This is a genomic window from Paraburkholderia ginsengisoli NBRC 100965, assembly GCF_000739735.1.
In the GTDB taxonomy this organism is placed as follows: Bacteria; Pseudomonadota; Gammaproteobacteria; order Burkholderiales; family Burkholderiaceae; genus Paraburkholderia; species Paraburkholderia ginsengisoli.
In genome coordinates, this window is sequence record NZ_BBJF01000012.1 from 1 (window position 1) to 26,589 (window position 26,589).

Genomic DNA, 26,589 nt, shown 5'->3' on the forward strand with positions numbered 1-26,589 from the left:
AATCACTCCCCCGACGATCCCCTTTACACTCATTTCGCCGTCAAGACAGCGACGGTCAGGCTTGGCAGCCTGCGTTGAGTAGCACCCGCACGTCTGTGAATACAGACGTGCATTAGCCTCTGCACGTCTTCTTCTATGGGCGAGCCGTGGCAAGGAGACTTCCGAGTCTGCCGGTTTTGGGTTCTACACCGGACTGCCAACCTTGTCACTGTGCCCGCTCACCCCTCGCAAGCGAGTGACGGGCGATCCAGCCAAGTTTTCAGGGAGATCGCACATGAGCAAATCCGCCAGGTATTCGCGAACCGCCTCGCACCCGCCCGTTGACGCTCTCCAATACGAAAAAATCGCGCTATCCGCTTTCGGACTCATCGAACGGCAAATCAGCCAACTAGACAAGCTGGTCACCCTGGCAGCGTCGATATACAGAGGCCCCGCTCTGACACACGATGAAAGGTCCCGCCGGAGAACACTGCTGGGACTGCTGATCGATACCGGCGAAGATTTCCGGCGAGAACTCGAAACTGACCGCGAGCTGTACCAGGTCATCGCGCTGAACGCGAAGGGAATCCCTCGAAGCCGTATCACCGCCCGCCACGCAGCGAACCTGCTGGCAAAAGCGGCCACGAAGGCATTGGAAGGCCGCAAGCGTGTCCGCGCATCCAAGGCAGTACAGATCAGACAGGCTCGCTTCAAAACCACCCTCGCTCCACTGCCACTGCGCATTGACACGACCTCGCCGCGCCCTGCCTCAGACGTAAAAAAAGGCGCAATCAATGCGCCTTTCCTGTAGCAAACGAAGCTGGCTGCGCGTCCGACCACTCCGGCCGCACACCCAACAAAAAACCTAAGCCGCCACTAGCATCCCATCCGCAGCGCGCACCCTCGCCTTCGCGCGGTCCGCAAACGCCTCGCCGATCATCAGCAAGCTCGGCTGCGAAGCATCGACCCACTTCAGCGCGTCCCCCGCAGCCAGGTCTTCGAGCGTCAACGTCAGCATCCGCTCGCGCTCCGTACTGCACGCCTCGACAATCGCCACCGGCGTCGTCACAGGCTTGCCCGCATCGATCAACTGCTGCGCGATCTCCACGCCGCTGTCCCGGCCCATGTAAAACACGAGCGAATCCGCGTTCACCTGCTCGCGAATCTCGTCGGAGCCAGGCGCACGGCTGAACGTCGCCAGCGCGACGCTGCGCGACACGCCCCTGAGCGTCAGCGACCGCTTCAACGAAGCCGCGCTCGCCAGCGCCGCGGTGATCCCCGGCACCACCTCGTACTCGATGCCCGCCGCTTCCAACGCCCGCATTTCTTCATCGGCGCGGCCGAACAGCATTGGGTCGCCGCCCTTCAGGCGCACCACCACAGCGTGCTCCAAAGCGGCATCGACGATCTGCTTGTTGATGAACTGCTGCGCCGTCGACAACTGTCCGCAGCGCTTGCCCACCGCAATCCGCTTCGCGTGCGAAGGCGCGTAGTCGAGCATGGCGGGTTCGACCAGCGCATCGTGCAACACCACATCGGCGGCGCCCAGAAGCCGCGCGCCGCGCACCGTAATCAGGTCCGCAGCACCCGGCCCCGCGCCGATCAGATAAACCTTACCCATTTGCTTCAACCCGTTGGTTAGGGCGCCGGCGCCGCGCAACGGCGCACAGCATCGCGATACATCACGTCGCGCCGCCGGCCACCCATCGCCCGCTTACGCCGAAAACGCCCGGATCATCCCGGCCGCGACGGTGTGGTGCGTTGCTTCGTCGATCAATACGAACGCGCCCGTGCCCTGATGCGAGTCGTACACGTCGCACACCAGCGGCTTTTGCAACGTCAGCGCAACGCGGCCGATGTCGTTCATCGCGAGTTCCTTGCGATCGGTCGCCTGCGACAGCGTATGCACGTCAAGCACTTCCTTGATCGCACCGATCCGCGCGAACACCGTGTTGGTGGTTTGCTTCAGCAGATACTTGCGTTGCGTCGACAGCGGCGTGTCGTCGAACCAGCACAGATCGGCTTCGAGCTTCTTCGCCGGTTCCGGTGCAGCTTCGCGCAGCACGAAGGTGTCGCCGCGCGACACATCGACGTCTTCCGCGAGACGGATCGTCACCGTCTGGCCGGCGAATGCGCGATCCACCGCAGCCGTGCCGCCCACCACCGGCGCGATGATCTCGGCCACCGTGGCTTCACGGTTGGCCGGCAACACGACGATCGTATCGCCGACCTTCACTTCGCCCGCCTCGACCCGGCCCATGTAGCCGCGGAAATCGTCGGCCTGGCTGCCGTCCTGGCGCGCCACCCACTGCACCGGGAAACGCAGCGCCTGGCCCGTCGGAATCTCGACCGGCAGTGCTTCGAGCAGGTCCAGCAGTGGCTCGCCCGCGTACCACGGCATGCTTTCGCTCGCAGTCACGATGTTGTCGCCCTTGAGCGCCGACACCGGCACGAAGCGCACGTCGGCGAGACCCAGTTGACGCGCGAGTTCGACATACGCGTCGCGAATTTCGTTGAAGCGCTGCTCGCTGTAATCGACGAGATCCATCTTGTTGATCGCAACGATCGCGTGCTGCAAGCCCAGCAGCTTGACGATCGCGCTATGACGCTTGGTTTGCGGCAGCAGTTGCGCCACGCCGTCGACGAAGGTCACGCGCGTCGCGTCGACGAGAATGATCGCCGCGTGCGCGGTCGACGCGCCCGTCACCATGTTGCGCGTGTACTGCTCGTGGCCCGGCGTGTCGGCGATGATGAACTTGCGCTTCGCGGTCGCGAAGTAACGGTACGCGACGTCGATCGTGATGCCCTGCTCGCGCTCGGCTTCGAGACCATCGGTCAGCAGCGACAGATCGATTTCGTCGCCGACGGTGCGCTTGTTCTTCGCGCGCGAGAGCGCCGAGAGCTGGTCGCTCAACACGGCCTTGCTGTCGTACAGCAGGCGACCGATCAATGTGCTCTTGCCGTCGTCGACGCTACCCGCAGTGATGAAACGCAGCACGCCGAGGTCTTCCGGTTGATGAATACTGCTCATGATTGTCTTACCCCGTGTGCTTTAGAAATAACCTTGCTTCTTACGCTGTTCCATCGCCGCTTCGGAGACCTGATCGTCCATCCGCGTCGCGCCACGTTCCGTGATTTCAGTCACGGCCGTTTCGGCGATGATCTTCTCGAGATCGTCCGCATCGCTTTCCACCGGGCATGTGCAGCTGATGTCGCCGACGGTACGGAAACGCACCAGCGCGCTTTCGCTGACTTCGCCTTCACGCATCGGCGTGAGCGGCGTGACCGGCACGAGCAGCCCGTTACGACGCACGATCTCGCGTTGATGCGCGTAGTAGATCGACGGCAGTTCGAGCTGCTCACGCGCGATGTACTGCCATACGTCGAGTTCGGTCCAGTTCGAGATCGGGAACACGCGCAGGTGTTCGCCGTTGTGCAGACGCGCGTTGTACAGGCTCCACAGTTCCGGGCGCTGCGCCTTCGGGTCCCATTGGCCGAACTCGTCGCGGAACGAGAAGATGCGTTCTTTCGCACGAGCCTTCTCTTCATCGCGACGCGCGCCGCCGATCAGCGCGGTATAGCCGTGCTGTTCGATGGTTTCGAGCAGCGTCACCGCTTGCGCGGCGTTGCGCGAGTCCGTTTCGCGGCGCAGACGCACGGTGCCACGCTTGATCGAATCTTCGACGTGGCCCACCACCAGTTCCGCACCGATCTCTTGCGCGCGGCGATCGCGGAAGTCGATCACTTCGTCGTAGTTGTGGCCGGTATCGATATGTACGAGCGGGAACGGCAGCACGGTCTTGCGATTCGCACCGATGCCGAACGCCTTCAGCGCGAGGTGCAGCACCACGACCGAGTCCTTGCCGCCCGAGAACAACAGTGCGGGCTTGCTGCATTCGGCGACCAGTTCGCGCAGGATGTGGATCGACTCGGCTTCGAGCCAGTCAAGGTGATCCATACGGTTCGCCGTGTTGATAAGCGGAGCGTTCACAGTGGAGTCGAGCGTGGTGCTCATGTTGGGTCCTTCGTTTGTTTGCCCGGCGAGCGGTTGCTCGCCCGGCACAAGTATTCAAATCGATCCGGGCGGCGTTCGACCCGTTCAAGCCGGGAACCTGCCCTCAGTGTAGCGAGATATCAGACCGGAGCGTTTTCGCTGCGTTCGACCGCGATCGGGGTGATCGTCGTGATGTGCAGTCCGCATTCCTTCGTATCGCGCGACTCCCACCACCAGCGCCCTGCGCGGCTGTCCTCGCCGGGACGGATCGCGCGCGTACACGGTTCGCAGCCGATGCTCGGATAACCGCGCGCGTGCAGCGGATTGACCGGCACGTCGAACGCTTTCAGGTAGTCCCACACTTCGGTTTCGGTCCAGTCCGTCAACGGATTGAACTTGGCGATGTTGCGCGCGGCGTCGTGCTCTTCCGCATGCAGTTCGGCACGCGTCACCGACTGCTCGCGGCGCTGGCCCGTCACCCATGCGCTGACATCCGACAGCGCGCGGTTCAGCGGCTCGACCTTGCGAATCTCGCAGCAACGCTTGCGCAGATCGACGCTTTCGTAAAACGCATTCAGACCGTGTGAGCCGATGTATTCGTCGACGGCCGCTGGCTGCGGATGAAACTGTTCGATCTCGTAGCCATAGCGCTCTTTCACGCGATCGAGCATACCGAGCGTTTCCGCATGCAGCCGGCCCGTATTCAGCGAGAAGATGCCGATCTTCACGCCGCGCGACAGGATCGCGTGCGTGAGCAGCATGTCTTCCGCTGCAAGGCTGCTTGCAAGCTTCACGTTCGCGTGACGCGCGGCGATCGAGTCGAGCAGCGCATCGAGGCGCTCGACCTTCGCAGCGAGTTCCGGCGTGAGCGATTGAACTCCGCTCATGCCGACGCCTTTTGCAGTTCGCCCGCTTCGCGGCGGCGGAACAGCGGCGACGAATTCACCGCGCCCTGATAGTTGAAGCTGAATTCGTCGAACGCTTTGAGCGCATCGTTGAAGTCTTTGTCCGCGCGCAACGCATAGGCGTCGAAGCCGCAACGGAACATGAACGTGATCTGATCGCGCAGCACGTCGCCGATCGCGCGCAGTTCGCCCTTGTAGCCATAACGTTCGCGCAGCAGGCGGCCGATGCTGTAGCCACGGCCGTCGCGGAACACCGGGAAGTCCACGGCGATCAGCGCAATCTTGTCGAAGTCGCCGACGATATCCGCCGGTTCGCTGTCCGGCGCAAGCCACACGCCGATCTCGGCGGCACTGCGCGACGCGCTCAACGCGTCACGTTCCGCTTGCCACAACGCGAGCGGCACCAGCACCTTGCCGGCCGGCAGTTCGTTCACCGCCGGCAGCGCGCCGTCTTCCGCCGGACGCACAACGGTCCAGTCATCGTTGACGATTGCGCGGTTCTTGATGATAGAAGCCATGTGTTCAGTATCCTTTTCGCGGTTACGCGTGAGCCGGTTGACGCGAGGCGTACACACGTTCCTTGAACGGGGTGATGCCGATGCGGTTGTACGTTTCGATGAAGCGCTCGCCTTCGTGGCGGTTTTCCACGAAGGTGTCGATCACCTTGCTCATCACGTCCGGCATTTCTTCCGCCGAGAACGACGGGCCGATCACGCGGCCGAGGTGCGCGCCGGTGGCGCCCGTGCCCTGCTCGCCGCCGAGCGTCACCTGATACCACTCCGAGCCGTCCTTATCGACGCCCAGAATGCCGATGTTGCCGACGTGGTGGTGACCGCACGCGTTGATGCAGCCCGAGATGTTCAGCGACACGTCGCCGAGGTCGTACACGTAGTCGAGATCGTTGAAGCGTTCCTGGATCGCCAGCGCGATCGGAATCGACTTCGCATTCGCGAGCGAGCAGAAATCGCCACCCGGGCACGCGATGATGTCGGTCAGCAAGCCGATGTTCGGCGTCGCGAAACCTTGCGCCTTGGCCTTTTCCCACAGCGCGAAAAGGTCGCGCTTCTTGACGTTGGCGAGAATCAGATTCTGTTCGTGCGACACACGGATTTCGCCGAGCGAATACTCGTCGGCCCAATCGGCGACCGCTTCCATCTGCACGTCCGTCGCGTCGCCCGGGGCGATCGTGGTCGGCTTCAGCGACAGCGTCACCGACGCGTAGCCCGATACCTTGTGCGGCCGCACGTTACGTTCGACCCAGCGCGCGAACGCGCGGTTTTCCAGCAGGTGGTTTTCGAACGACGCGTCGGTGTCCGGCAACTTCTCGTAGACCGGCGGCTGGAAGTACTGGACCACGCGATCCACTTCGGCTTGCGTAAGCGTCGACGGGCCGTCCTTCAGGTGCTGCCATTCTTCTTCGACCTGCGCCGAGAATTTCTCCGGGCTCAACGCCTTCACGAGAATCTTGATGCGCGCCTTGTACATGTTGTCGCGGCGGCCGTAGCGGTTGTACACGCGCAGCACGGCTTCGCAGTACGTCAGCAGATGTTGCCACGGCAAATCCTTGCGGATGATCGCGCCGATGATCGGCGTACGGCCCATGCCGCCGCCGGCCAGGATGTCGACCACCAGTTCGCCCTGCTCGTTCTTCTTCAGATACACGCCCATGTCGTGAATCTGCACGGCCGCGCGGTCTTCCTTCGAACCCGACACGGCGATCTTGAACTTACGCGGCAGCCACGCGAATTCCGGGTGAAACGTCGACCATTGGCGCAGGATTTCCGCCCAGGGACGCGGATCGACGACCTCATCGGGCGCGACGCCGGCGAACTGGTCGGCGGTGATGTTGCGGATGCAGTTGCCCGAGGTCTGAATGCCGTGCATCTGCACTGCGGCGAGCTTGCGCAGGATTTCCGGCGTTTCTTCGAGCTTGATCCAGTTGTACTGGATGTTCGAGCGCGTCGAGAAATGGCCGTAGCCGCGATCGTGTTCCCGCGCGATCTGCGCGAGCACGCGCATCTGGTCGCTGCGCAGGTTGCCGTACGGAATCGCGATGCGGTGCATGTACGCGTGGCGCTGGTAGTACAGGCCGTTCTGCAGGCGCAGCGGACGAAACTCCTCTTCGCTCAATTCGCCCGACAAGCGGCGGCGAACCTGATCGGCGTATTGCGCGACCCGTTCATCGACGATGGTCTGGTCGTACTGATCGTATTGGTACATTCGGGGACCCCAATTTTTTGGCGAGACACACGGCGGTCCGGTTCCGCCGCGCCTTGAATATCCGTGTTAGTCAGCAACCGCAAACGAGCGTTTAGACCCATCTCTCATTTGCTTATGACAAATACAGATATCCATATTGAAAAAGATGGACAGATCGTAATAAACTCGCCTTATATTTCAAACGACTAAAAAATTCTTTTTATATGCGGAGAGGTTATATATGAACCTGCACCAATTCCGCTTCGTCCGCGAGGCCGTGCGGCAGAACTTCAACCTCACGGAAGCCGCGAAGGCGCTGTTTACCAGCCAGCCGGGCGTTTCCAAGGCCATCATCGAGCTGGAAGACGAGCTGGGCGTCGAAATCTTCACGCGGCACGGCAAACGCGTGCGCTCGCTTACCGAGCCGGGGCGCATCATCTTGCAGTCGGTCGAGAAGATCCTGCAGGAGGTGGAGAGCCTGAAACGCGTCGGTAAGGATTACGCGGCGCAGGATCAGGGCAATCTGGTGATCGCCGCGACACACACGCAGGCGCGCTACTCGCTGCCCGCTGCGATCGCTGAGTTCAAGAAACGCTTCCCGAAAGTCCACCTTTCGATTCTGCAAGGCAGCCCGACCCAGGTTGCCGAGATGGTGCTGCACGACCAGGCCGATCTCGCTATCGCCACCGAGGCGATCGCCAACTATAAGGAACTGGTGTCGCTGCCCTGCTTCCAGTGGCATCACATCGCCGTGATGCAGCCGGATCATCCGCTGCTGGACCGCAAACTTTTGTCGCTGGATGATCTGACCCAGTATCCGCTGATTACGTATGACAATGCGTTCGCCGGCCGCACCAAGATCAACGAGGCATTCCGTCTGCGGGGCCTGCATCCGGACATCGTGCTGGAGGCGATCGACGCCGACGTGATCAAGACCTATGTCGAGCTGGGGCTCGGCGTCGGCATCATGGCGGATATCGCGTTCAACGCCGAGCGCGACCGTCATTTGCGCGCGATGCCGGTCGGCCACCTGTTCGGCAGCAACGTGACGCGCGTCGCGCTGAAACAGGGCGCCTATCTGCGCAGCTATGTGTACACGCTCGTCGAACTGCTGTCGCCGAGCATGAACCGCAAGCTGATCGAACAGGCGCTCAAGGGCGAGCACGAAACCTACGAACTCTGATATCACCACCGCTTTCTGCTATTCCGCTACGGAGACCTTTGTCGATGAAGTCGCATAACAACAAACCGAACAGCAAACTTCGCGGCGCCGCCGCTCTCGGCGCGCTGTTGCTCGCCACCGTCACCGCCGCTCACGCCGACGTGAAGGTCGGCATCGATCTGTCGAGCACGGGCCCCGCGGCCGTGATCGGCATCACGAGCAAGAACGCGATGCTGATGTGGCCCGCGACGATCGCCGGCCAGAAAGCCGACTACATTTTCCTCGACGACGCGTCCGACCCCGGCGCGGCCGTGCGCAACATCCGCAAGCTGATCAACGAGGACCACGTCGATGTGATCGTCGGCCCAAACATCACGCCGGCCGCGATGGCCGCGCTCGATCCGGTCGCCGAAAGCCAGACGCCGATGATCACGCTGATCGGCTCGGCCAGCGTCGTGGAGCCGCAGGAAGGCAAGAAGGTGTGGGCCTACAAGATGGCGCAGACCGACAGCGCGATGGCCGACGTGATGACGCGCCACATGGCCAATCACAACGTGAAGACGGTGGGCTTCATCGGTTTCGCGGACGGCTACGGCGAGAGCTGGCTCAACGAATTCAGCAAGTTCGCGGCGCTGCGCCATATCCAGCTGGTCGCGACCGAGCGCTATAACCGCACCGATGCGAGCGTGACCGGCCAGATTCTGAAGCTGATGGCCGCGAAGCCCGACGCGATCCTGATCGCGGGCGCCGGCACGCCGACCGTGCTGCCGCAGCGCACGCTGATCGAGCGCGGCTACAAGGGGCCGATCTATCAGACGCACGGCATCGCGACGCCGGAGTTCATCAAGCTCGGCGGCAAGGACGTCGAAGGCACGCTGTTCCCGACCCAGCCGGTGGTGGTCGCGCGCACGCTGCCGGCCGATCATCCGGCGAAGAAGGCGGCGCTCGCGTTCACCAACGAGTATGAGGCGAAGTACGGCGCGGGCAGCGTGACCCAGTTCGCGGGCGATGCCGCCGGCGTGTATCCGCGTTTGCAGGACGCGATGGCCCGCGCGCTGAAGACCGCGCAGCCGGGCACGCCGGCATTCCGCGTCGCGTTGCGCAACGAACTGGAGCACGCGCATGAACTGGTCGTGCCGAACGGTGTGGTCAATACGAGCCCGAAGGACCACGTCGGTCTGGATCAACGGGCGAGCGTGATGGGTGTGATCAAAGACGGCAAGTTCGTCTATCTGAGCCAGTGACGCCGTGACACTGTGACGGCAAGCCGCCGAGGCCTCCTGGCCGCTGCGGCTTGCCACAGTTACGCTCCGCCCTGCGCGAACACTCGCGTCGGTGCCCCGCCCGAAAACGCGAGTCACTGACGAACCGGCCCGCACGGCGAGCCGCCGCCAGGCTCCGCCATTCGCCCGGCCTCGCGCACTCGCGCTCCGTGTACCATGCTGACGGCCGGCTTCCGGTGTCCGCAAGCGGCCCGCGAGCCCAGGCCCATTAGCCGATTCCGCGCGATACGCGCGGCGCCTCTCGTTCACGAGCGAGCGCCCAACGCATATCGCCAACCGCCAGTGCCGTGAAGTCCGTCAGACCGCGCATGCTCAAAACCAGAAAACGCATCATCATCGCCGCCGCCGTTGTCGCCGTGATCCTCGCGATCGCGATTGTCCAGGCGATCCACAAACGCAGCGCCCAGGCCTCGACCGCCGACGCGGTTTCCTCGGTCGTCGAATTCGCGCCGGACGATCTCACCACGGTGAGCCGTCGCACCCTCACCGAAACGCTGCCGCTGACCGGCTCGTTGCGCGCGGTCACGCAGGCCGCCGTCAAATCGAAAGTCGCCGGCACCGCGCTCGACGTCGCCGTGCGCGAAGGCGACGCCGTCAAGGCCGGCCAGATTCTCGCGAAGATCGACGCGCGTGACTACGTGGCCCGCGCCGAGCAAAGCCGCGGTCAGATGGCGGCGATGGCCGGTCAACTGGACATCGCCAAACAGACGCTCGACAACAACCGCGTGCTGGTCGAAAAGGGCTTCATTTCGAAGAACGCGTTCGACACCGCGCAAAGCCAGTACGAGATCGCCCGCGCGAATCTCGATGCGGCGCGCGCGGCGCTCGCGTCGTCGAACCTGTCGCTTGCCGATACGGTCGTGCGTTCGCCGCTCGACGGACAGATCGCGTCGCGCTCGGTCGAGCCCGGCGAAAAAGTCGCCGTCGACGCCAAGCTGTTCGACGTGGTCGATCTGCGCACGCTCGAACTGGAAGCACCGGTGCCGGTCGGCGAGATCGGCCGCGTGCGGATCGGCCAGCCGGTCACCATCGCGTTCGACGGCATCGACGCGCCGCTGCAAGGCGCCGTCACGCGCATCAATCCGGCCGCGCAGCCGGGCTCGCGTTCGATCATGGTGTACGTGCAGGTCGCCAATCCCGAGGGAACGCTGCGTGTCGGCATGTTCGGCACCGGCACGATCGGCGTGGGCCGCCGCGAGAACGTGCTGGTGGTGCCGGCCACCGCGGTACGCACGGACGGCACGCGTCACGCGGTCTATGCGCTCACCGGCGGCAAGCTCGTCGAGCAGCCGGTGCAGACCGGCGCATCCGGCGATGCAGACGGCGCCACGTGGACCGAGATCGTCGGCGCGTCGCTGAGCCCCGGTCAGCGGATCGTGAAGAACAATCTCGGCTCGCTGCGCATCGGCAGCACCGTGCACGTGGTGCAGCCCGCGCAGCCGGCGACGCCCGCGTCCGCCGCGCACTGACCGGAGCCGCCGCCCATGTGGTTCACGCGCATCAGCATCGCCAATCCGGTGCTCGCCACGATGATGATGACGGCGTTCCTCGTCATCGGTCTGTTCTCGTATCAGCGCCTGAAGGTCGATCAGTTTCCCGACATCACGTTCCCGATCGTGGTCGTGCAAACCGCCTATCCGGGCGCGTCGCCGGAATCGGTCGAGTCGGACGTGACGCGCAAGATCGAGGAAGCGGTCAACACGATCAGCGGCATCGACCAGATCACGTCGCGCTCGTACGACGCGCAGTCGGTGGTGATCGTGCAGTTCGATCTGTCGGTCGACGCGGTGCAGGCCGCGCAGGACGTGCGCGACAAGATCGCGTTGATCCGCCCCGATCTGCGCGACGGCGTGAAGGAGCCGCGCGTGCTGCGTTATGACCCGGCGGATATGCCGATCGTCACGGTCGCTGTGTCGAACGCGTCGGGCGCATCGCTGTCCACGCGCGATCTCACCACCGTCGCCGATCAGATCGTGCGCAAACGGCTCGAAACCGTGCGCGGCGTCGGCTCGGTGTCGCTGGTGGGCGGCGTGAAGCGCCAGGTGCAGATCGACGTGAGGCCGGAGAAATTGCAGGCGCTGTCGATCGGGGTCGATCAGGTGATCCGCGCGGTGCAGAACGAGAATCAGGAGATTCCGGCCGGGCCGCTCACGTCGGGCAATGTCGAGCAGGCGGTGCAGGTGAAGGGCCGCTTCGAGAAGCCGGACGACTTCAAGCGCATCATCGTCGCGCGGCGCGGCGCGCAGTCCGCGATTCCCACGGCTTCGTCGGCGACCCAGCCGGTCACGCTCGATCAACTTGCGGACGTCACCGACGGCCAGCAGGAACCCGACAGCATGGCGCTGCTGAACGGCCGGCGCGCGCTGTTTCTGTCGATCATCAAGGCGCAGGGCGAAAACACGGTGGATGTCGCGCGCGGCGTGCGCGCCGAAGTCGCGCGTCTGCAGGCGCAACTGCCGCCCGGCGTGAAGCTCGACATCACCGACGACTCCGCGATCAACATCGAAGACAGCGTCAACGAAGTGAAGCGCACGCTGATCGAAGGCGCGTTGCTGACGGTGCTGATCGTGTTCCTGTTTCTCGGCTCGTGGCGCAGCACGGTGATCACCGGCCTCACGCTGCCGATCGCGCTGATCGGCACGTTCGCGGTGATGTACGCGTGCGGCTTCACGATCAACGTGATCACGCTGATGGCGTTGTCGCTGTGCGTCGGCCTGCTGATCGACGACGCGATCGTGGTGCGCGAGAACATCGTGCGGCACGTCCAGCTCGGCGCGGACCATCGCAAGGCCGCGCTCGACGGCACCAGGGAAATCGCGCTCGCCGTGCTGGCGACCACCTTCTCGATCGTCGCGGTGTTTTTACCAGTGGGCTTCATGGGCGGCATCATCGGCCGCTTCTTCCATCAGTTCGGCATCACCGTGGCGGCGGCCGTGCTGATCTCGATGTTCGTGTCGTTCACACTCGACCCGATGCTGTCGTCGATCTGGCCGGACCCCGATCTGCGCGACGCCGACACCGGCCGCAAAGGCTACCGCTACGGCCGGCTCGTGCAACGTTCGCTGCACCTGTTCGACAGGCAGATCGACGCGCTGACGATTTTCTATCAGCGCCTGCTCGGCTGGTCGCTCAGGCATCGCGCGATCACGCTCGCGGTCGCGGCGGCGACCTTCTTCGGCAGCCTGCTGCTGGTGCCGTTCGTCGGCACCGAGTTCGTGCCGAGCGCGGACTTCTCCGAAACGCAGATCGGTTTGAACACGCCGGTAGGCACGTCGCTCGACGCCACCGCGGAAAAAGTCAAACAGGTGCAGGCGATTCTCGCGACCTACCCGGAAGTGCGCTTCACGTACGCGACGATCAACTCGGGCAACACGCAAGGCAAGAACACGGCACTCATCACCGTGCGGCTCAAGGATCGGCGCGACCGTTCGCGCGGCATGCTCGAGCTGAACCAGGTGTTTCGCGCGCGGCTCGCGTCGGTGGCGGGCATCGCGGTGACCGAGATCGGCGTGCCGGACGGCGCGGGCAGCACCAAGGCGATCCAGTTGAGCTTGCAGGGCGACAACATCGACGAATTGCGGCGGCTCTCGGAGGCCGCGCAAGTGAAGATGGCGAAGATCCCCGGCCTGGTCGATCTCGATTCGAGCCTGAAGGCCGACAAACCGATCGTCGCGATCAACGTGAAGCGCGAGCTGGCGTCGGACCTCGGCGTCGGCGTGGCCGACATCGGCACCGCGTTGCGGCCTTTGCTTTCCGGCGACGCGATCAGCACGTGGCGCGCGCCCGACGACCAGGACTACGACGTCAGCGTGCGCCTGCCACGCACGCAGCGCGAGGACGTCGACGATCTCGCGCGCCTGATGATCGCCACCAATCGCACCGACGCGAACGGCGCGCCGGTACTGGTGCCGCTGCGCCAGATCGCGGACATCGTCAGGACGACCGGCCCCGATGTGCTGAACCGGCGCGACCTGCAACGCGAGGTAATGCTGTCGGCGAACGTGAACGGCCGCTCGCCGGGCGAAGTCGCCGCCGATATCGCGAAGACGCTCGACGCGATGCATCTGCCCGCCGGCTATCAGTACCGCTTCGAAGGCTCGACCAAGAGCATGAAGGAGTCGTTCGTGTATGCGATCGAGGCACTCGCGTTGGCGGTGATTTTCATCTACATGATTCTCGCGTCGCAGTTCGCGAGCTTCGCGCAGCCGCTCGCGATCATGGCGTCGTTGCCGCTCACGCTGATCGGCGTGCTGATCGCGCTGCTGCTGTTCGGCAGCACGCTGAACATGTTCTCGATCATTGGCTTCGTGATGCTGATGGGGCTCGTGACCAAGAACGCGATTCTGCTGGTGGACTTCGCGAACCAGGCGAGGCGCGGCACACTGCTCGACGCCGCCGGCCAGGGCCGCATGATGGAGCGCCGCGAGGCGCTGCTCGAAGCGGCGCGCGTGCGTCTGCGGCCGATTCTGATGACCACGCTGGCGATGATCTTCGGCATGTTGCCGTTGGCTGCGGCGCTCGGCGAAGGCGGGGAGCAACGCGGGCCGCTCGGGCAGACGGTGATTGGCGGGGTGATTACGTCGTCGATTCTGACGCTGGTGGTGGTGCCGGTGGTGTACACCGTGCTGGAGGATTGGGCGCAGTGGCTGCGGCGGGTGTTGCGGCGCAAGGGGAACTGACAGATACCGGAGAAGGCGCGCGGCGTCGGCGAAATTGTTAAAGTAGCAGTCTTTCCCCGATCAGCAGTCCCACACCATGCGCACCACCCGAGCCATCCACGCTGTCGAACGGCTGAAAACGCGCAGCGGCAATCCGCAGTTCGCCGCGATCAGCCTGTCCGGCGGCCTGTTCTATCTGGTCGACAAATCGAGCGGCACCGACAAGAAGGTCTCCGATCCGCTGACGCTCGACGACTTCGTCAAATTCGTCGATGCATACGGTCCGCAAAAACCGCGCAAGGCGAGCAAGCTCGACATCGCGTTCGAAGAGCAGATCAACAAGAGCAAAGGTGGGTGAGCGGACCGAGCGCCGCTTCAAGCCCTCTCAAGTCCCCTCAAGTCCCTTCAATCTCGCGCCACTGCCCATCCGCCGCGCTGCTCGCGAGCACGGCATCGATAAAGCGCAGTCCCGCGACACCATCATCCACCGTGGTGAGCAGCAGGCTTTCGGCAGGCAGCGCGCGCGCCTCGTCCAACGCTTCTATCTGCAACGCGGCGTCCTTGTACAACTGCGCGAACGCTTCCAGATAACCTTCGGGATGCCCCGGCGGCACGCGCGTCGCGTGCGCGGCGAGTGCGCTTTTCACGCGTCCCCGCGTCAGCCGCTCGGCCAGCCCGCCTAACGGCGTGAACCACAATTCGTTCGGCTGCTCCTGATCGAAAGCGAGACCGGCCTTCGTTCCGTACACCCGCAAACGCAGCGCATTCTCCGCGCCGCTCGCCACCTGGCTCGCCCACAACATGCCGCGCGCGCCGTTCTCATAGCGTAGCATCGCCTGTACGTGATCGTCGATGCGCCGTCCCGGCACGAACGTGTGCAATTCCGCCGACAGCGCGCGCGGCGTCATCCCCGTGACGAAGGCCGCGAGGTGATACGCGTGCGTGCCGATATCGCCGAGACAGCCCGCCGGTCCCGCCAACGATGGGTCCGTACGCCAGCCGGCCTGCTTGTTCGCGCCGCTCGTCTCGACCGGTTCGGCCAGCCAGTCCTGCGCGTATTCGACCTGCACCACGCGGATCTCGCCCAGCTCGCCGCGCTCGATCAGCTCGCGCGCATGACGCACTAGTGGATAGCCGGAGTACGTATGCGTGAGCGCAAAGAGCTTGCGCTTGTCGCGCGCGAGCTTCGCGAGCGCTCCACCTTCGGCCAATGAAATCGCCAGCGGCTTGTCGCATATCACGTGGATGCCCGCTTCGAGAAACGCGGTGGCCACCGGCGCATGCAGATGATTCGGCGTAACGATCGCGACCACGTCGATGCCGTCGTCGCGGGCGGCTTCGGCCCGCGCCATCTCGCGCCAGTCCGCGTAGCTGCGCGCGATGCCGGCCTCGGCGGCGCTCGCCTGCGCGCGCTGCGGATCGGACGATAACGCGCCCGCGACCAGTTCGAAGCGGTCGTCGAGCCGCGCCGCGATCCGATGCACCGCGCCGATGAACGCGCCCTGTCCGCCGCCGACCATGCCCAACCTGAGCTTTCTTTGTGGCACCGTATTGACTCCTTCGTCTGGATGCTGCGACGGGTGCGTGGTGGAACCGCTCGCCGCAAACCTTCGATCAAAGCCCCAGCACCCGCTTCACCTGCGCGTCGTCCACGCCACTCCCGGCAAAATCATCGAACGCATGTTCCGCAACGCGAATGATGTGCTGGCGAATGAATTCCGCGCCTTCGCGCGCGCCGTCGTGCGGATGCTTCAACGCGCATTCCCATTCGAGCACAGCCCAGCCGGGAAAATCGTATTGCGCCATCTTCGAGAAGATCGCGCCGAAGTCGATCTGTCCGTCGCCGAGCGATCTGAAGCGCCCCGCCCGTTCGACCCAGCCGCTATAGCCGCCGTACACGCCCTGCTTGCCGGTCGGGCGGAACTCGGCGTCCTTCACATGGAACGCCTTGATGCGCTCGTGATAGATATCGATGAACGCAAGGTAGTCGAGCTGCTGCAAAACGAAATGGCTCGGATCGTAGAGGATGTTCGCGCGCGCATGCTGCTTCACCGCATCGAGAAAGCGCTCGAACGTCACGCCGTCGTGCAGATCCTCACCCGGATGCAATTCGTAGCAGACGTCCACGCCGGCTGCGTCGAACGCATCGAGAATCGGCGTCCAGCGGCGCGCGAGTTCATCGAACGCGGCTTCCACGAGACCGGCCGGACGCTGCGGCCACGGGTACAGATACGGCCACGCCAACGCGCCGGAAAACGACACGTGCGTCGTCAAACCCAAACGCTGCGACGCCGTCGCCGCGAGCTTCATCTGCGCGATCGCCCATTGCGTGCGCGCGGCCGGATTACCTCGCACCTGCGGCGCGGCGAAGCCGTCGAACAACACGTCGTACGCCGGATGCACGGCAACCAGCTGCCCTTGCAGATGCGTCGACAGTTCGGTGATCGTCACGCCCGCATCGTCGGCAATCTCGCGCAACTCGTCGCAATAGGCCTGACTCGCGGCCGCCTGCTCCAGATCGATCAGGCGCGCATCGCACGGCACCTGAATCCCCTTGAAGCCGAGACCCGCGGCCCACTCGGCCAGATGCGCCAGATTGTCGAACGGCACCTCGTCGCCCATGAACTGCGCGAGAAAAATCGCCGGCCCTTTGATGGTTTTCATCGTACGGTTCCTCGAACGATCGCGCGCTCGCCGGGAGCTAGCGGCAACACCACGGCGAACGCGCGCGCTGACTCGGGTTCAGGCACAGGCTCAGAACGGCGAGTCCGGGAAATAGAACTGCTGCGCGTTTTCCTTCGTGATCAGCACCGACGGAATGATCGTCGTGGCCGGCAGCTTCTCGCCTTTCAGACGCGCCTCGGCGGTGAGCTTGATCGCGTCGTAGATGAATTTTGGCGAGTACGATACGTCGGCCTTGATCATCGGCGCGCCGTCCATCACGTTCTTCACCATGCCCTTCGAGCCCGCGCCGCCGAATACGATCTTGATGTCGGTGCGCTTGGCCTGATCGATCGCCTTGATGACGCCGACCGCCATGTCGTCGTCGGCGGCCCACACGGCGTCGATGTGCTTGAAGCGCGTCAGGTAGTCCTGCATCACCTTGAACGCGTCGTCGCGATTCCAGTTCGCGTACTTGCCGTCCAGAATCTTGATCTCCGGATAATTCTTCAGCACGCCGGTGAAGGCGGTCCAGCGCTCGTTGTCGAGCGTGGTCGGGATGCCGCGCAGCGCGACGATGTTGCCTTTGCCGCCTAGTTCCTTCGCCAGAAACTCGGCGGGAATCTTGCCGAACGCGGTGTTGTCGCCCGCGACGTACGCGTCCTGCGCGCTGGTGTCGGTCAGGCCGCGATCGACCACCGTCACGTACACGCCCTTCTTCTTCACCTGCGCGACCGGCTGCGTGAGCGATGCCGATTCGAACGGAAAGATCACCAGCGCGTTGATCTTGTTGACCGTCACGAGGTCCTGCAACTGATTGGCCTGTTCGGGCGCGCCGGCTGCGGTTTTGACGATCACCTTCAGATCCGGATGCGCTTTCTCCAGATCGGCTTTCGCCTTGTTCGCCCACCAGACGATGCCGCCCGTGAAGCCGTGGTCGGCTGTCGGAATCGCGACGCCCAGCGTGACTTTCTCATCGGCACGCGCGACGCCCGCTGCGCCCAGTATCCCCAACGCCAGCATGCCGGCGCCGACCGCTCGAATGACCTGCTTCATGGTTATGTCTCCATCCAGTTGGTGAGGCGTTCCGGCGCCCCGATTATTGGACCTGCTGGTGTTGCTCCTTGAACCGCCTTTGAACCACTAAACCTATCGCCGTCCGCGCTGCACGAACGCGACGAAGATAATCACCACGCCCTGCACCGCCGCGTTCAGATACACGCTGATGATGCTGGTCAGATTCAGAATATTGGCGATCACCGAGAGCAGGATCGCGCCGATCACCGTGCCGACTACGCGCCCTTCACCGCCCTTCAACGCAGTGCCGCCGACCACCACTGACGCAATCGCCTCCAGTTCCCACAGCAGCCCGGTGGTCGGCGTGGCCGAACCGAGCCGCGGTACGTAGAGCACGGTGGCGACGCCCACGCAGATGCCGAGCAGCACATACGTGACGATCTTCACGGTATCGACACGAATCGCCGCGTAGCGCGCGACCTGTTCATTCGAACCGATCGCCTGTACGTGCCGGCCGAACGCGGTGCGATTGAGGATCAGCGCGCCGCCCGCGGCCACCACGAGGAACACCCAGATCGGCACCGGCACGCCGAACAGGCTCGCGTAATACACCGGCCCATATAGATCGGATAACGAATTATCGAGGGTGAGTGCGCCGCCGTCGGCGAGCCAGGTCAGCACCGCGCGAAAAATCCCCAACGTACCGAGCGTGACAATGAACGGCTCGATCCGCCCTTTGGTAATCAGCAGTCCGTGCGCACAGCCGAACAACCCGCCGAGCACGAGCGCCGCGACGATGCCGATCGTGACGATCGCGAGCGGCGCAAACGTGTGGCCGGTTGCGCCCGACGCGAGCCCGTTCATCAGCCAGATCATGCTGCCCGCGATCAGCGCGGCCATTGAGCCGACCGACAGATCGATGCCGCCCGAAATGATCACGAAGGTCATGCCCACCGCGATGATGCCGATGAACGACGTGCGCGTAAGCACGTTCATCATGTTGTCGACGGTCGCGAAATCGCGGTTCAGCAGCGTGCCGATCACGCACAGCAGAATCAGTCCGACAAGCGGCCCGAGCGCATACAGACGATGCGCGAAGCGCAGCGCGCGGCCGGATTGCACGGCTTCAGTGGGTGCCGGTCGCATGAGCGATCAACTCCTCTTCGGTCAGATGGTCGAGCGTGAGGGTGGCTTGCAGGCGCCCCGCGCGCATCACGGCGACGCGGTGGCACAAGCCGATCAGCTCGATCAGTTCGGATGAAATGACGATCACCGCGCGGCCTTGCGCGGCGAGCCGATGAATCAGGAAATAGATGTCGCGTTTCGCGCCGACATCGACGCCGCGCGTCGGCTCGTCGAGCACGATCACGTTCGGGTCCGGTTGCAGGAACTTGGCGAGCGCGAGCTTCTGCTGATTGCCGCCGGAGAGCATGCGTGCTCGGCTCGACAGGTCGCCGGTGCGAATGCCGAATTCGCCGACCGCCTTCGTCAACGCCGCGCGTCCCGCCTTCATGTCGAGGAAAGGATGCGCGTAGCGTTCGAGCGTCATCAGCGTGACGTTGTCCTGCAAGCTCAGATTCACATGCAGGCCTTTGCCCTTGCGATCCTCGCTGAGATACGTGAGGCCGTGGCGCATCGCGTCGCGCGGGCTCTTCAGATCGGCGCGCTTTCCTGCGATTTCAATGCTCCCCGCCGTGCGCTTGCGCAAGCCGATGATCGCCTCGAACGCCTCGGTGCGGCCTGCGCCGACCAGCCCCGCGAAGCCGAGCACTTCGCCCGCGCGCACGTCGAAGCTCAGGTCCTCGACCCAATCGGGCACCGCGAGCCCTTCCACCTTCAGCGCGAGCGGCGCGTTCGCGGGCACGGTCAGCTTGTCGGGGAACATGTCGGACAGCTCGCGCCCGACCATCAGGTTCGCCATCTGCTGACGCGCGAGCCCCGCCGTCTCGCCGCGCGCGACGAAGCGGCCGTCGCGCATCACGATCACTTCGTCGGTGATGCGCTCCACCTCGTCGAGCTTGTGCGAGATGTAGACGATCGTCACGCCGTCGGCCTTGAGCTTCGCCATCAGCGTGAACAGCCGCTCGGTTTCCGACGGCGTGAGCGTCGCGGTCGGCTCGTCCATGATCAGCAGACGCGCGCGCCGCGACAGCGCCTTCGCGATCTCCACCATCTGCTTTTCCGCGACGATCAGCTCGCGCACCTTCGTATCCGGCGTCTTCTCCAGCCCGACCTGCGCGAGATAGCGCGCGGCCTCGGCGCGCATCGCCGCGTCGTCGACGAACCAGCCGCGCCGCTTCTCGTGGCCGAGGTACATGTTCTGCGCGATCGTCAGATGCTCGGCGAGATTGAACTCCTGGTGGATCAGCACGATGCCCTGCGCTTCGGCGTCGCGCGAGCCGATGAATCGATGTTCTTGGCCATCGACCAGCAAGCGGCCCGACGTCGCGGTTTCATAACCGGCGAGGATTTTCATCAGCGTCGATTTGCCCGCACCGTTCTCACCGAGCAGACCGTAGATGCGCCCCGGCGCAAGTTCGAAGCTCACGCCGTGCAGCACGCGCACCGGGCCGAAGTCTTTGCGGATGTCGTCGAAACGGATCGCGAGGCTCATGGTCACGCGCTCCCGCGAATCACGAGCCGATGCGGCAGCAGCACGCCCGGCACGTTCGCCAGCGGATTCGCGAGCCGCTGCAACAGCAGACGCGCGGCGGTTTCGCCGAGTTCGCGCATCGGCTGGGCGATGGTCGTGAGCGGCGGATCGATCTGCGCGGCGAGCGAGATGTCATCGAAGCCGACCACCGCGACGTCGTCCGGCACACGCTTGCCGACGCTGCGCAAGCCGTGGATCACGCCGATCGCCAGCGTGTCCGACACGGCGAAGATCGCGCTCGGCGCATCCGGTTGCTGGGTCAGCGTGACCGCGGCCGACGCGCCGGCTTCGTAGTCGAGGCTGTTCAGGTTCATGCGCCAGCGCGGATCGGGCGCGATGCCGGCTTCGGTCAGCGCGTCGAGATAGCCTTGCTGACGCTGCCGCGCGTACAGGTAGTCGACGTCGGAGTTGATCAGGCCGATGCGCCGGTGGCCGCGCGCGAGCAGGTGCCGCACTGCGTCGCCGGCCGCGCGGTAGTTGTCGATGCCCACGTACGGCACGCCGACCGCCGGGTCGAACTCGCAGCACGCGACCCACGGCAGCGCGTGCGACGCTTCGCCGAGCGCCTGCTGGATGGTGGCCGGGTCGAGACAGATCGCGCCGTCCGCGCGGCGGCGGCGCAGCAGATCGAAGTAGCTGCGCTCGCGCCCTGGGTCCGCGCCCGTGTCGCACAACAGCATGAAGTAGCCGTGCTGACGCGCGACGCTGTCGATGCCGCGCACGATCTCCGCGTAAAACGGATTGCCGACGTCGGGCACCATGGTCAGCAGCAACCGGCTCTCGGCGGTGCGTAGATTGCGCGCGAGTTCGTTGACGCGGTAGCCGCTCGCGTCGATCGCGGCGAGCACCTTGTCGCGCGTCGCGGGACGCACGTTCTCGTGACCGTTCAGCACGCGCGACACCGTCGCCACCGACACCCCCGCCTGCTCGGCCACGCCGGCGATCGACAGGCCGTCGGCCGCGCGCAGCGGCCGAATCCCGGGCTGAGGTTGCGCCCCCGATATCGCTGCCGGAGACGCTTTGGACGACGATCTGGTCAAGTGAACTCGCGTCGAAAATGTAATCGATTACATTTTTGAGCGATCGAAGCGGGAAGCGCAAGGACGGATCGCTAGGGATAAACACGGGGGCCACCACGCTCGCCATGCCCACGCGCCGGCGCGTGGGCGGTCACGTTCCGCGCCGGGTGTCCGCTGCGTTGTCCGCGGGATTGCCCGCGACAGCCCGGCTCGCTGCCGCCATTTGGTACAATCCCGCAGTTACCCTGGCGCGGCTTGTACCCGAAGCGTTTTCGGTCGAACCCGTCGCCCGCTCGCCAAACCAAAACCGCCGAATCCACCATGAATATCGAGCAAGCGCGTTTCAACATGATCGAACAGCAGATCCGCCCCTGGGAAGTGCTCGACCAGGACGTGCTGAATCTGCTCTCGATCGTCAAGCGTGAAAATTTCGTCCCCGCCGTCTATCGCGATCTGGCTTTCGTCGACTTCGAAGTGCCGCTGCCGGCCGGCCAGCACATGCTGGCGCCGCGCATCGAAGCGCGCGTGCTGCAGGAACTGGCGGTGAAGAAGCACGAGAGCGTGCTCGAAATCGGCGCGGGCTCGGGCTACATGGCGGCACTGCTCGCGCATCGCGCGCAGCACGTGCTGACGGTCGACATCGAACCGGAACTGGCCGAGCTGGCCCGCAACAACCTGATCGCCAACGGCGTGCTGAACGCCGAAGTCGCCACCGGCGACGCGTCGCGCGGCTGGGCCGGCGCCGCGCCGTACGACGTGATTTGCGTGTCGGGCGGCCTGCCGGTGCTGCCGCAGGAAATCCTCGAACACCTGAAGATCGGCGGGCGCCTCGCAGCATTCGTCGGCACCGCGCCGGTCATGAAGGCGCAGATCATCACGCGTATCGACGAGAAGCAGTACCGCATCGCCGACGTGTTCGAAACCTACGTCGAGCCGCTCATCAACGCGGTGCAGCCGCCGCGTTTCAAGTTCTAAGCCTACGTCGATCCGCACGACCGCCATGCGCGGTCGTCATCTGAACTGGATGTTCCGCTGATGCAAAATCTGACCGCTCCGGCCCTCGCCGAATGGCTCGCCGACACTTCGCGTCCCGCGCCCGTGCTGCTCGACGTGCGCGAGCCGTGGGAATTGCAGACGGCGTCGATCGCTGGCGCCGTGTCGATCCCGATGCGCGAGATTCCGGCGCGCAGCGAGGAACTCGACGACGACGCGCAAATCGTCTGCGTCTGCCATCACGGCGCGCGCAGCGCCCAGGTCGCGATGTTCCTCGAATCGCGCGGCCATAGCAACGTGTTCAATCTGCAAGGCGGCATCGACGCGTGGTCGCGTCAGGTCGATCCGTCCGTTCCCACCTACTGAGCGCGCTGTCGCGATGACGCGTCAGCGGGCGCCGGTCCGCGCGGCCGTGCTGGCGCTGACGCTGGCCGGTGCGCATCTCGCCGTTCTTTACGGCGCGCTTCACGCCTCCACGGCACACGCCGTCGGCCTCTCCCAGCTCTACGACGAAGCGCTCGCCAGCGACGCGCAACTGCAAAGCGCGCGCGCCGCGCTCGCCGCCAACAGCGAAGAGCTGCCGCTCGCGCGCGCCAAACTGCTGCCGCAACTGTCGGCCTCGCTCACCGGCAGCCGCCAGAACACCGATTTCGGCGGCGGCTTCCCCGCTTCGTCCGGCAATAGCAACGGCTACGTGGTCTCGCTCACGCAGCCGCTGATTCACGTCGATAGCTGGTACGGCTATGCGCAAGGGCAACTCGCGGTGGATTCGGCGCAGGCGTCGTTTGCGCAGGCCCGCCAGGACCTGATCGTGCGGCTCGGCCAGGCATACTTCGACGCGCTCGCCGCGCAGGACAGCGTCGCGATCGCGCGCTCGCAGAAGGCGTCGATCGCGCAGCAGCTCGAGTCGGCGCGGCGCTCGTTCGAGGTCGGCAACACGACGATCACCGACACCAACGAAGCACAGGCCAAATACGATCAGGCGGTGTCGCAGGAAATCGGCGCGCAGAACGATCTCGCGGTGAAGCTGGCGGCGCTGCAGCAGATCGTCGGCCATCCGGTCGAGCAGGTGGACGGACTCGCGGCCGGCGCGCCGCTGCCGCCGCCCGTTCCCGCCGACATCAACCTGTGGGTCGATGCCGCGAGCGACGCCAACTATCAGGTCGTGCTCAAGCAGCTCGCGCTGGCCAGCGCGCAGCGCGAAACGTCCAAGGCCAAGGCCGGCCACCTGCCCACTGTCGATCTGGTCGCGAGCCGCTCGCGCAGCAGTTTGGGCGCGGCGGGCGCGGGCAACTTCGGCGGCAATTTCGGTGGCGGCTTCGGCAGCGGCGCGAATACGCTGCCGGGCGGCACGCCGGCGCTGGCCGCGGAACTGGGCAATCTCGGCTCGTCGTACACGAACAGCACGATCGGCGTGCAGGTGACGATTCCGCTCTTCGCCGGCGGCGCGACGCAAAGCCGCGTGCGTCAGACGCTCGCGCTCGAAGACCAGGCCGCCGCCGACCTCGACACGGCCCGGCGCAACGCGGCGCTGTCCGCGCGGCAGGCGTTTCTCGGCGTGGTGAGCGGGCTTGCGCAGGTGCGCGCGCTGCAGACCGCCGAGCGTTCCGCCAATACGTCGCTCGAATCGAATCTGCTCGGCTATCAGGTCGGCGTGCGGATCAACATCGACGTCCTCAACGCACAGGACCAGTTGTTTTCGGCGCGCCGCGATCTCGCGAAGGCGCGTTACGACACGCTGGTCAACACTCTGAAGCTGAAGGCGTCGACCGCGAGTCTCACCGATCAGGACGTGCTGCTGTTGAGCGCATTGCTGTCGCCGGTCGATGACGGCGCGCTGACCGCGTTGCCGCAGGCGCCGACGGTGCCGCATCCGGGCGTGGCGGCTAAGGGCGCGGCCGGGAAGCTTGGGCGAAGGGAGGTGCCGGGTGCGGGGGTGGGCCGGTAGGGGCGAGGGGTGATTGGGTCTGCGCTTCTCGCCTCTCGCTTCTTCGCCGCTGTGCATCGTCGCCGCTTCGCCCGTTCGCCTCGCCCCCTCGTTTCAAGCAACGCTCACCCAGCGCGCAGCGTGCCGCTCACATAACCGACCGCACAGCCGGTTTCCATTACGCCCCTTCACACACCAGCTTCAGAAACTTCGTACGGTTTCCTGAGCAACGCGCGGGCACCATGCTTCGACATTTTCTGGAGCCGCGTGATGAGATCGATGAAAATCGCGATGCTGGCCGCAAGCGTATTGCCGCTGTCATCGTATGCAAGCCTCGGCGGCGCGCCGAACACCGGCACCGCGTCCGCAACGGTACTGCGCGCCCTGCCGCTATCGGCCGCGGCGACGAGCACGGGCCAGGCAGCCCAGCCAGCTCAAGCAACCCAGTCAACCGCCGCCACACCCTACACCGTCCACCCATCGCTCGACGCCAACGGCGTCACGATCCGCGAATACGTGCTGCCCGGCAACGTGGTGTTCGCGGTCACCTGGGACGGCCCGATCCGTCCCAACATGACGGCGCTGCTCGGCCAGTATTTCCCCAACTACCTGAGCGCGGGTCGAAGCCGCCCGTTCGGCAGCGGGCCGCTGACCGGCGGCGACGACACGTTTCGCATCGAATCGGGCGGCCGTCTCGGACACTTCTACGGCGTCGCGTGGCTGCCGCATCTGATACCCACCGGCGTGCGTCCGAGCGACCTGCAATAGCCCCGCGCGAGCGACGGAAACCCGACTATGAACAACATGAAAAAGACGCTCTGGCCCGCGGCGGCTATCCTGGCCATCGCGACCATCGCGCTCGCCGCCTGTGGCGGCGGCAGCGCCAGCAGCAGCGACGTGCACTGGGACGCGCAACCCGACTGGCCGATCGGGTCCAACACGTCGAACGATTCGGGCAGTTCGACGCCGGCCGGCGATAACACCATGCCGGTCCGCGTCGACAAGTCGTCGAACAACGTCAATGTGCTGCTCGCGTCGATCAAGGTTTGCGTGCCCGGCTCGCAGAGTCCAGACCAATGCGTGACCGTCGACAACATGCTGGTCGACACCGGCTCCACCGGCGTGCGCATCGCCGCCCGCGCAATTCCGTCGATCGCCCCGCTGCTGCTCACGCAAGTCGGCGCGGCCGACGACGCGAGCGGCGCATTGCCGATCGCCGAGTGCATGCCGTTCGCATCCGGCTACACGTGGGGCTCGGTCAAACGCGCGGACATCGGCATGGGCGGCAAGACGGCGAGCAATCTGCCGATCCAGTTGATCGACGACGGCGCGTTCGACATTCCGGACAGCTGCACCGACTACGGCGGCTCGGACATGGGCGCGCTGCCGGATCTCGCGGACCTCGCCGATTACAGCATCAACGGCATCATCGGCATCGACAACTTCACGAGCGACTCCGCCGACGCCGTCAAAACCGCGATACCCGGCAACTACTACTATTGCACGGCGAAAGACAACTGCATCAGCACGCGCGTGGTGGCGACGAAGCAGGTTGCGAATCCCGTTGCCGCCTTCGCCACCGACAACAACGGCACGGTCATCCGTCTGCCCGCGCTGACGGCGGGCGGCCAGACGAGCGTGACGGGCCAGTTGGTGTTCGGCGTTAACACGCGGCAGAACAATGCGATGCCGGCGCGTCCCACGGTGCTCGCCGTCGACAAGCACGGCACCTTCACGACGCAGTACCAGGGGCAGGTGTTCAACCGCAGCGCGATCGACAGCGGCACCAACAACTACGCGTTCGGGGATCAAGCGATCACCCATGATCCGGACGCCTTATGGTATCTGCCGCCGGGCACGCTGCAATTGACCGCGACAATGGAGCCCACCGACGGCAGCAGCGCGCCGGTCCAGATGCCGTTTTCGATCGGCAACGCGTACGACCTGATGGCCACCGGCAACGCGGCGCTCGACAACGTCGGCAGTTACTTCGCGGGGACCACCGGCAACCGCATGTTCCTGTGGGGACTGCCGTTTTTCTACGGCCGCAGCGTCTACACGGTGATCGGCGCCGCGAAGATCGGCCAGCGGACCGGACCGTTCGTCGCGTTCTGACGACAGCATGAATGCGTGGGTGGC

At 64.8% G+C, this 26,589-nt stretch carries 23 protein-coding genes; 11 read left to right on the forward strand and 12 right to left on the reverse strand.

All coding sequences use genetic code 11. The annotated features are described in order from the left end of the window. Positions 1-274 precede the first annotated feature (274 nt). Positions 275-790, forward strand: a complete 516-nt coding sequence (locus tag BGI01S_RS20080; RefSeq protein ID WP_232624365.1) for a hypothetical protein — start codon at positions 275-277, stop codon at positions 788-790. Positions 791-844: 54 nt separating this feature from the next. On the opposite strand, the gene cobA is transcribed toward BGI01S_RS20080, so the two are convergent. From cobA to BGI01S_RS20110, 6 genes are all read right to left on the reverse strand, one after another. Further along, on the reverse strand, positions 845-1,600 hold the full coding sequence (cobA, locus tag BGI01S_RS20085) for a uroporphyrinogen-III C-methyltransferase (RefSeq protein ID WP_042327759.1): 756 nt from the start codon (positions 1,598-1,600) through the stop codon (positions 845-847). Positions 1,601-1,693: 93 nt separating this feature from the next. After that, complete coding sequence (locus tag BGI01S_RS20090) at positions 1,694-3,010, reverse strand: sulfate adenylyltransferase subunit 1 (RefSeq protein WP_042327760.1); 1,317 nt, start codon at positions 3,008-3,010, stop codon at positions 1,694-1,696. 21 nt (positions 3,011-3,031) lie between these two features. Further along, a complete protein-coding gene (cysD, locus tag BGI01S_RS20095) occupies positions 3,032-3,994 on the reverse strand; it encodes a sulfate adenylyltransferase subunit CysD (protein WP_042327761.1) in 963 nt (320 codons plus the stop codon). A 119-nt stretch (positions 3,995-4,113) separates the two neighbouring features. Further along, positions 4,114-4,860, reverse strand: coding sequence for a phosphoadenylyl-sulfate reductase (locus BGI01S_RS20100; RefSeq protein ID WP_042327762.1), 747 nt, complete (start codon positions 4,858-4,860; stop codon positions 4,114-4,116). Then, positions 4,857-5,396 (reverse strand): DUF934 domain-containing protein, encoded by a 540-nt coding sequence (locus BGI01S_RS20105; protein WP_042327763.1) that lies wholly within the window; start codon positions 5,394-5,396, stop codon positions 4,857-4,859. Before BGI01S_RS20105 ends, BGI01S_RS20100 begins: the two co-directional genes overlap by 4 nt. A 22-nt stretch (positions 5,397-5,418) precedes the next feature. Further along, entirely contained in the window at positions 5,419-7,098 is a 1,680-nt protein-coding gene (locus BGI01S_RS20110; protein WP_042327764.1) for a nitrite/sulfite reductase, read from the reverse strand. A gap of 220 nt (positions 7,099-7,318) precedes the next feature. On the opposite strand from BGI01S_RS20110, the gene BGI01S_RS20115 reads away from it, so the two are divergent. The 5 genes from BGI01S_RS20115 (at position 7,319) to BGI01S_RS20135 (ending at position 14,538) form a co-directional block, all read left to right on the forward strand. Then, positions 7,319-8,260, forward strand: a complete 942-nt coding sequence (locus BGI01S_RS20115) for a CysB family HTH-type transcriptional regulator (RefSeq protein ID WP_042327765.1) — start codon at positions 7,319-7,321, stop codon at positions 8,258-8,260. A 44-nt stretch (positions 8,261-8,304) separates the two neighbouring features. Beyond that, on the forward strand, positions 8,305-9,483 hold the full coding sequence (locus tag BGI01S_RS20120) for an ABC transporter substrate-binding protein (protein WP_042327766.1): 1,179 nt from the start codon (positions 8,305-8,307) through the stop codon (positions 9,481-9,483). 347 nt (positions 9,484-9,830) lie between these two features. After that, complete coding sequence (locus BGI01S_RS20125; protein ID WP_042327767.1) at positions 9,831-10,991, forward strand: efflux RND transporter periplasmic adaptor subunit; 1,161 nt, start codon at positions 9,831-9,833, stop codon at positions 10,989-10,991. Positions 10,992-11,006: 15 nt separating this feature from the next. Continuing rightward, positions 11,007-14,201, forward strand: a complete 3,195-nt coding sequence (locus BGI01S_RS20130; RefSeq protein WP_042327768.1) for an efflux RND transporter permease subunit — start codon at positions 11,007-11,009, stop codon at positions 14,199-14,201. Positions 14,202-14,277: 76 nt separating this feature from the next. Next, a complete protein-coding gene (locus BGI01S_RS20135; RefSeq protein WP_042327769.1) occupies positions 14,278-14,538 on the forward strand; it encodes a hypothetical protein in 261 nt (86 codons plus the stop codon). A gap of 37 nt (positions 14,539-14,575) precedes the next feature. Here the strand turns inward: BGI01S_RS20135 and BGI01S_RS20140 are convergent, their stop codons facing one another. The 6 genes from BGI01S_RS20140 to BGI01S_RS20165 form a co-directional block, all read right to left on the reverse strand. Then, positions 14,576-15,727 (reverse strand): Gfo/Idh/MocA family protein, encoded by a 1,152-nt coding sequence (locus tag BGI01S_RS20140; RefSeq protein ID WP_042327770.1) that lies wholly within the window; start codon positions 15,725-15,727, stop codon positions 14,576-14,578. A gap of 67 nt (positions 15,728-15,794) precedes the next feature. Beyond that, a complete protein-coding gene (locus BGI01S_RS20145; RefSeq protein ID WP_042327771.1) occupies positions 15,795-16,844 on the reverse strand; it encodes a sugar phosphate isomerase/epimerase family protein in 1,050 nt (349 codons plus the stop codon). 90 nt (positions 16,845-16,934) lie between these two features. Continuing rightward, complete coding sequence (locus tag BGI01S_RS20150) at positions 16,935-17,897, reverse strand: substrate-binding domain-containing protein (RefSeq protein WP_042327772.1); 963 nt, start codon at positions 17,895-17,897, stop codon at positions 16,935-16,937. A gap of 93 nt (positions 17,898-17,990) precedes the next feature. Beyond that, entirely contained in the window at positions 17,991-19,004 is a 1,014-nt protein-coding gene (locus tag BGI01S_RS20155; RefSeq protein ID WP_042327773.1) for an ABC transporter permease, read from the reverse strand. Beyond that, positions 18,985-20,472 (reverse strand): sugar ABC transporter ATP-binding protein, encoded by a 1,488-nt coding sequence (locus tag BGI01S_RS20160; protein WP_042327774.1) that lies wholly within the window; start codon positions 20,470-20,472, stop codon positions 18,985-18,987. Before BGI01S_RS20160 ends, BGI01S_RS20155 begins: the two co-directional genes overlap by 20 nt. 2 nt (positions 20,473-20,474) lie before the next feature. Further along, positions 20,475-21,551, reverse strand: coding sequence for a LacI family DNA-binding transcriptional regulator (locus tag BGI01S_RS20165; RefSeq protein WP_042327775.1), 1,077 nt, complete (start codon positions 21,549-21,551; stop codon positions 20,475-20,477). Between the two features lie 300 nt (positions 21,552-21,851). Here BGI01S_RS20165 and BGI01S_RS20170 point away from each other — a divergent pair, with 300 nt between their 5' ends. The 5 genes from BGI01S_RS20170 (at position 21,852) to BGI01S_RS20190 (ending at position 26,565) form a co-directional block, all read left to right on the forward strand. Then, a complete protein-coding gene (locus BGI01S_RS20170; RefSeq protein ID WP_042327776.1) occupies positions 21,852-22,505 on the forward strand; it encodes a protein-L-isoaspartate O-methyltransferase family protein in 654 nt (217 codons plus the stop codon). A 60-nt stretch (positions 22,506-22,565) separates the two neighbouring features. Continuing rightward, positions 22,566-22,889 (forward strand): rhodanese-like domain-containing protein, encoded by a 324-nt coding sequence (locus BGI01S_RS20175; protein ID WP_042327777.1) that lies wholly within the window; start codon positions 22,566-22,568, stop codon positions 22,887-22,889. A gap of 13 nt (positions 22,890-22,902) precedes the next feature. Beyond that, positions 22,903-24,471, forward strand: a complete 1,569-nt coding sequence (locus tag BGI01S_RS20180) for a TolC family outer membrane protein (RefSeq protein WP_042327778.1) — start codon at positions 22,903-22,905, stop codon at positions 24,469-24,471. A 249-nt stretch (positions 24,472-24,720) separates the two neighbouring features. Further along, positions 24,721-25,218, forward strand: coding sequence for a DUF2844 domain-containing protein (locus BGI01S_RS20185; RefSeq protein WP_042327779.1), 498 nt, complete (start codon positions 24,721-24,723; stop codon positions 25,216-25,218). A gap of 27 nt (positions 25,219-25,245) precedes the next feature. Beyond that, entirely contained in the window at positions 25,246-26,565 is a 1,320-nt protein-coding gene (locus BGI01S_RS20190; protein ID WP_042327780.1) for a DUF3443 domain-containing protein, read from the forward strand. Positions 26,566-26,589: the final 24 nt, after the last annotated feature.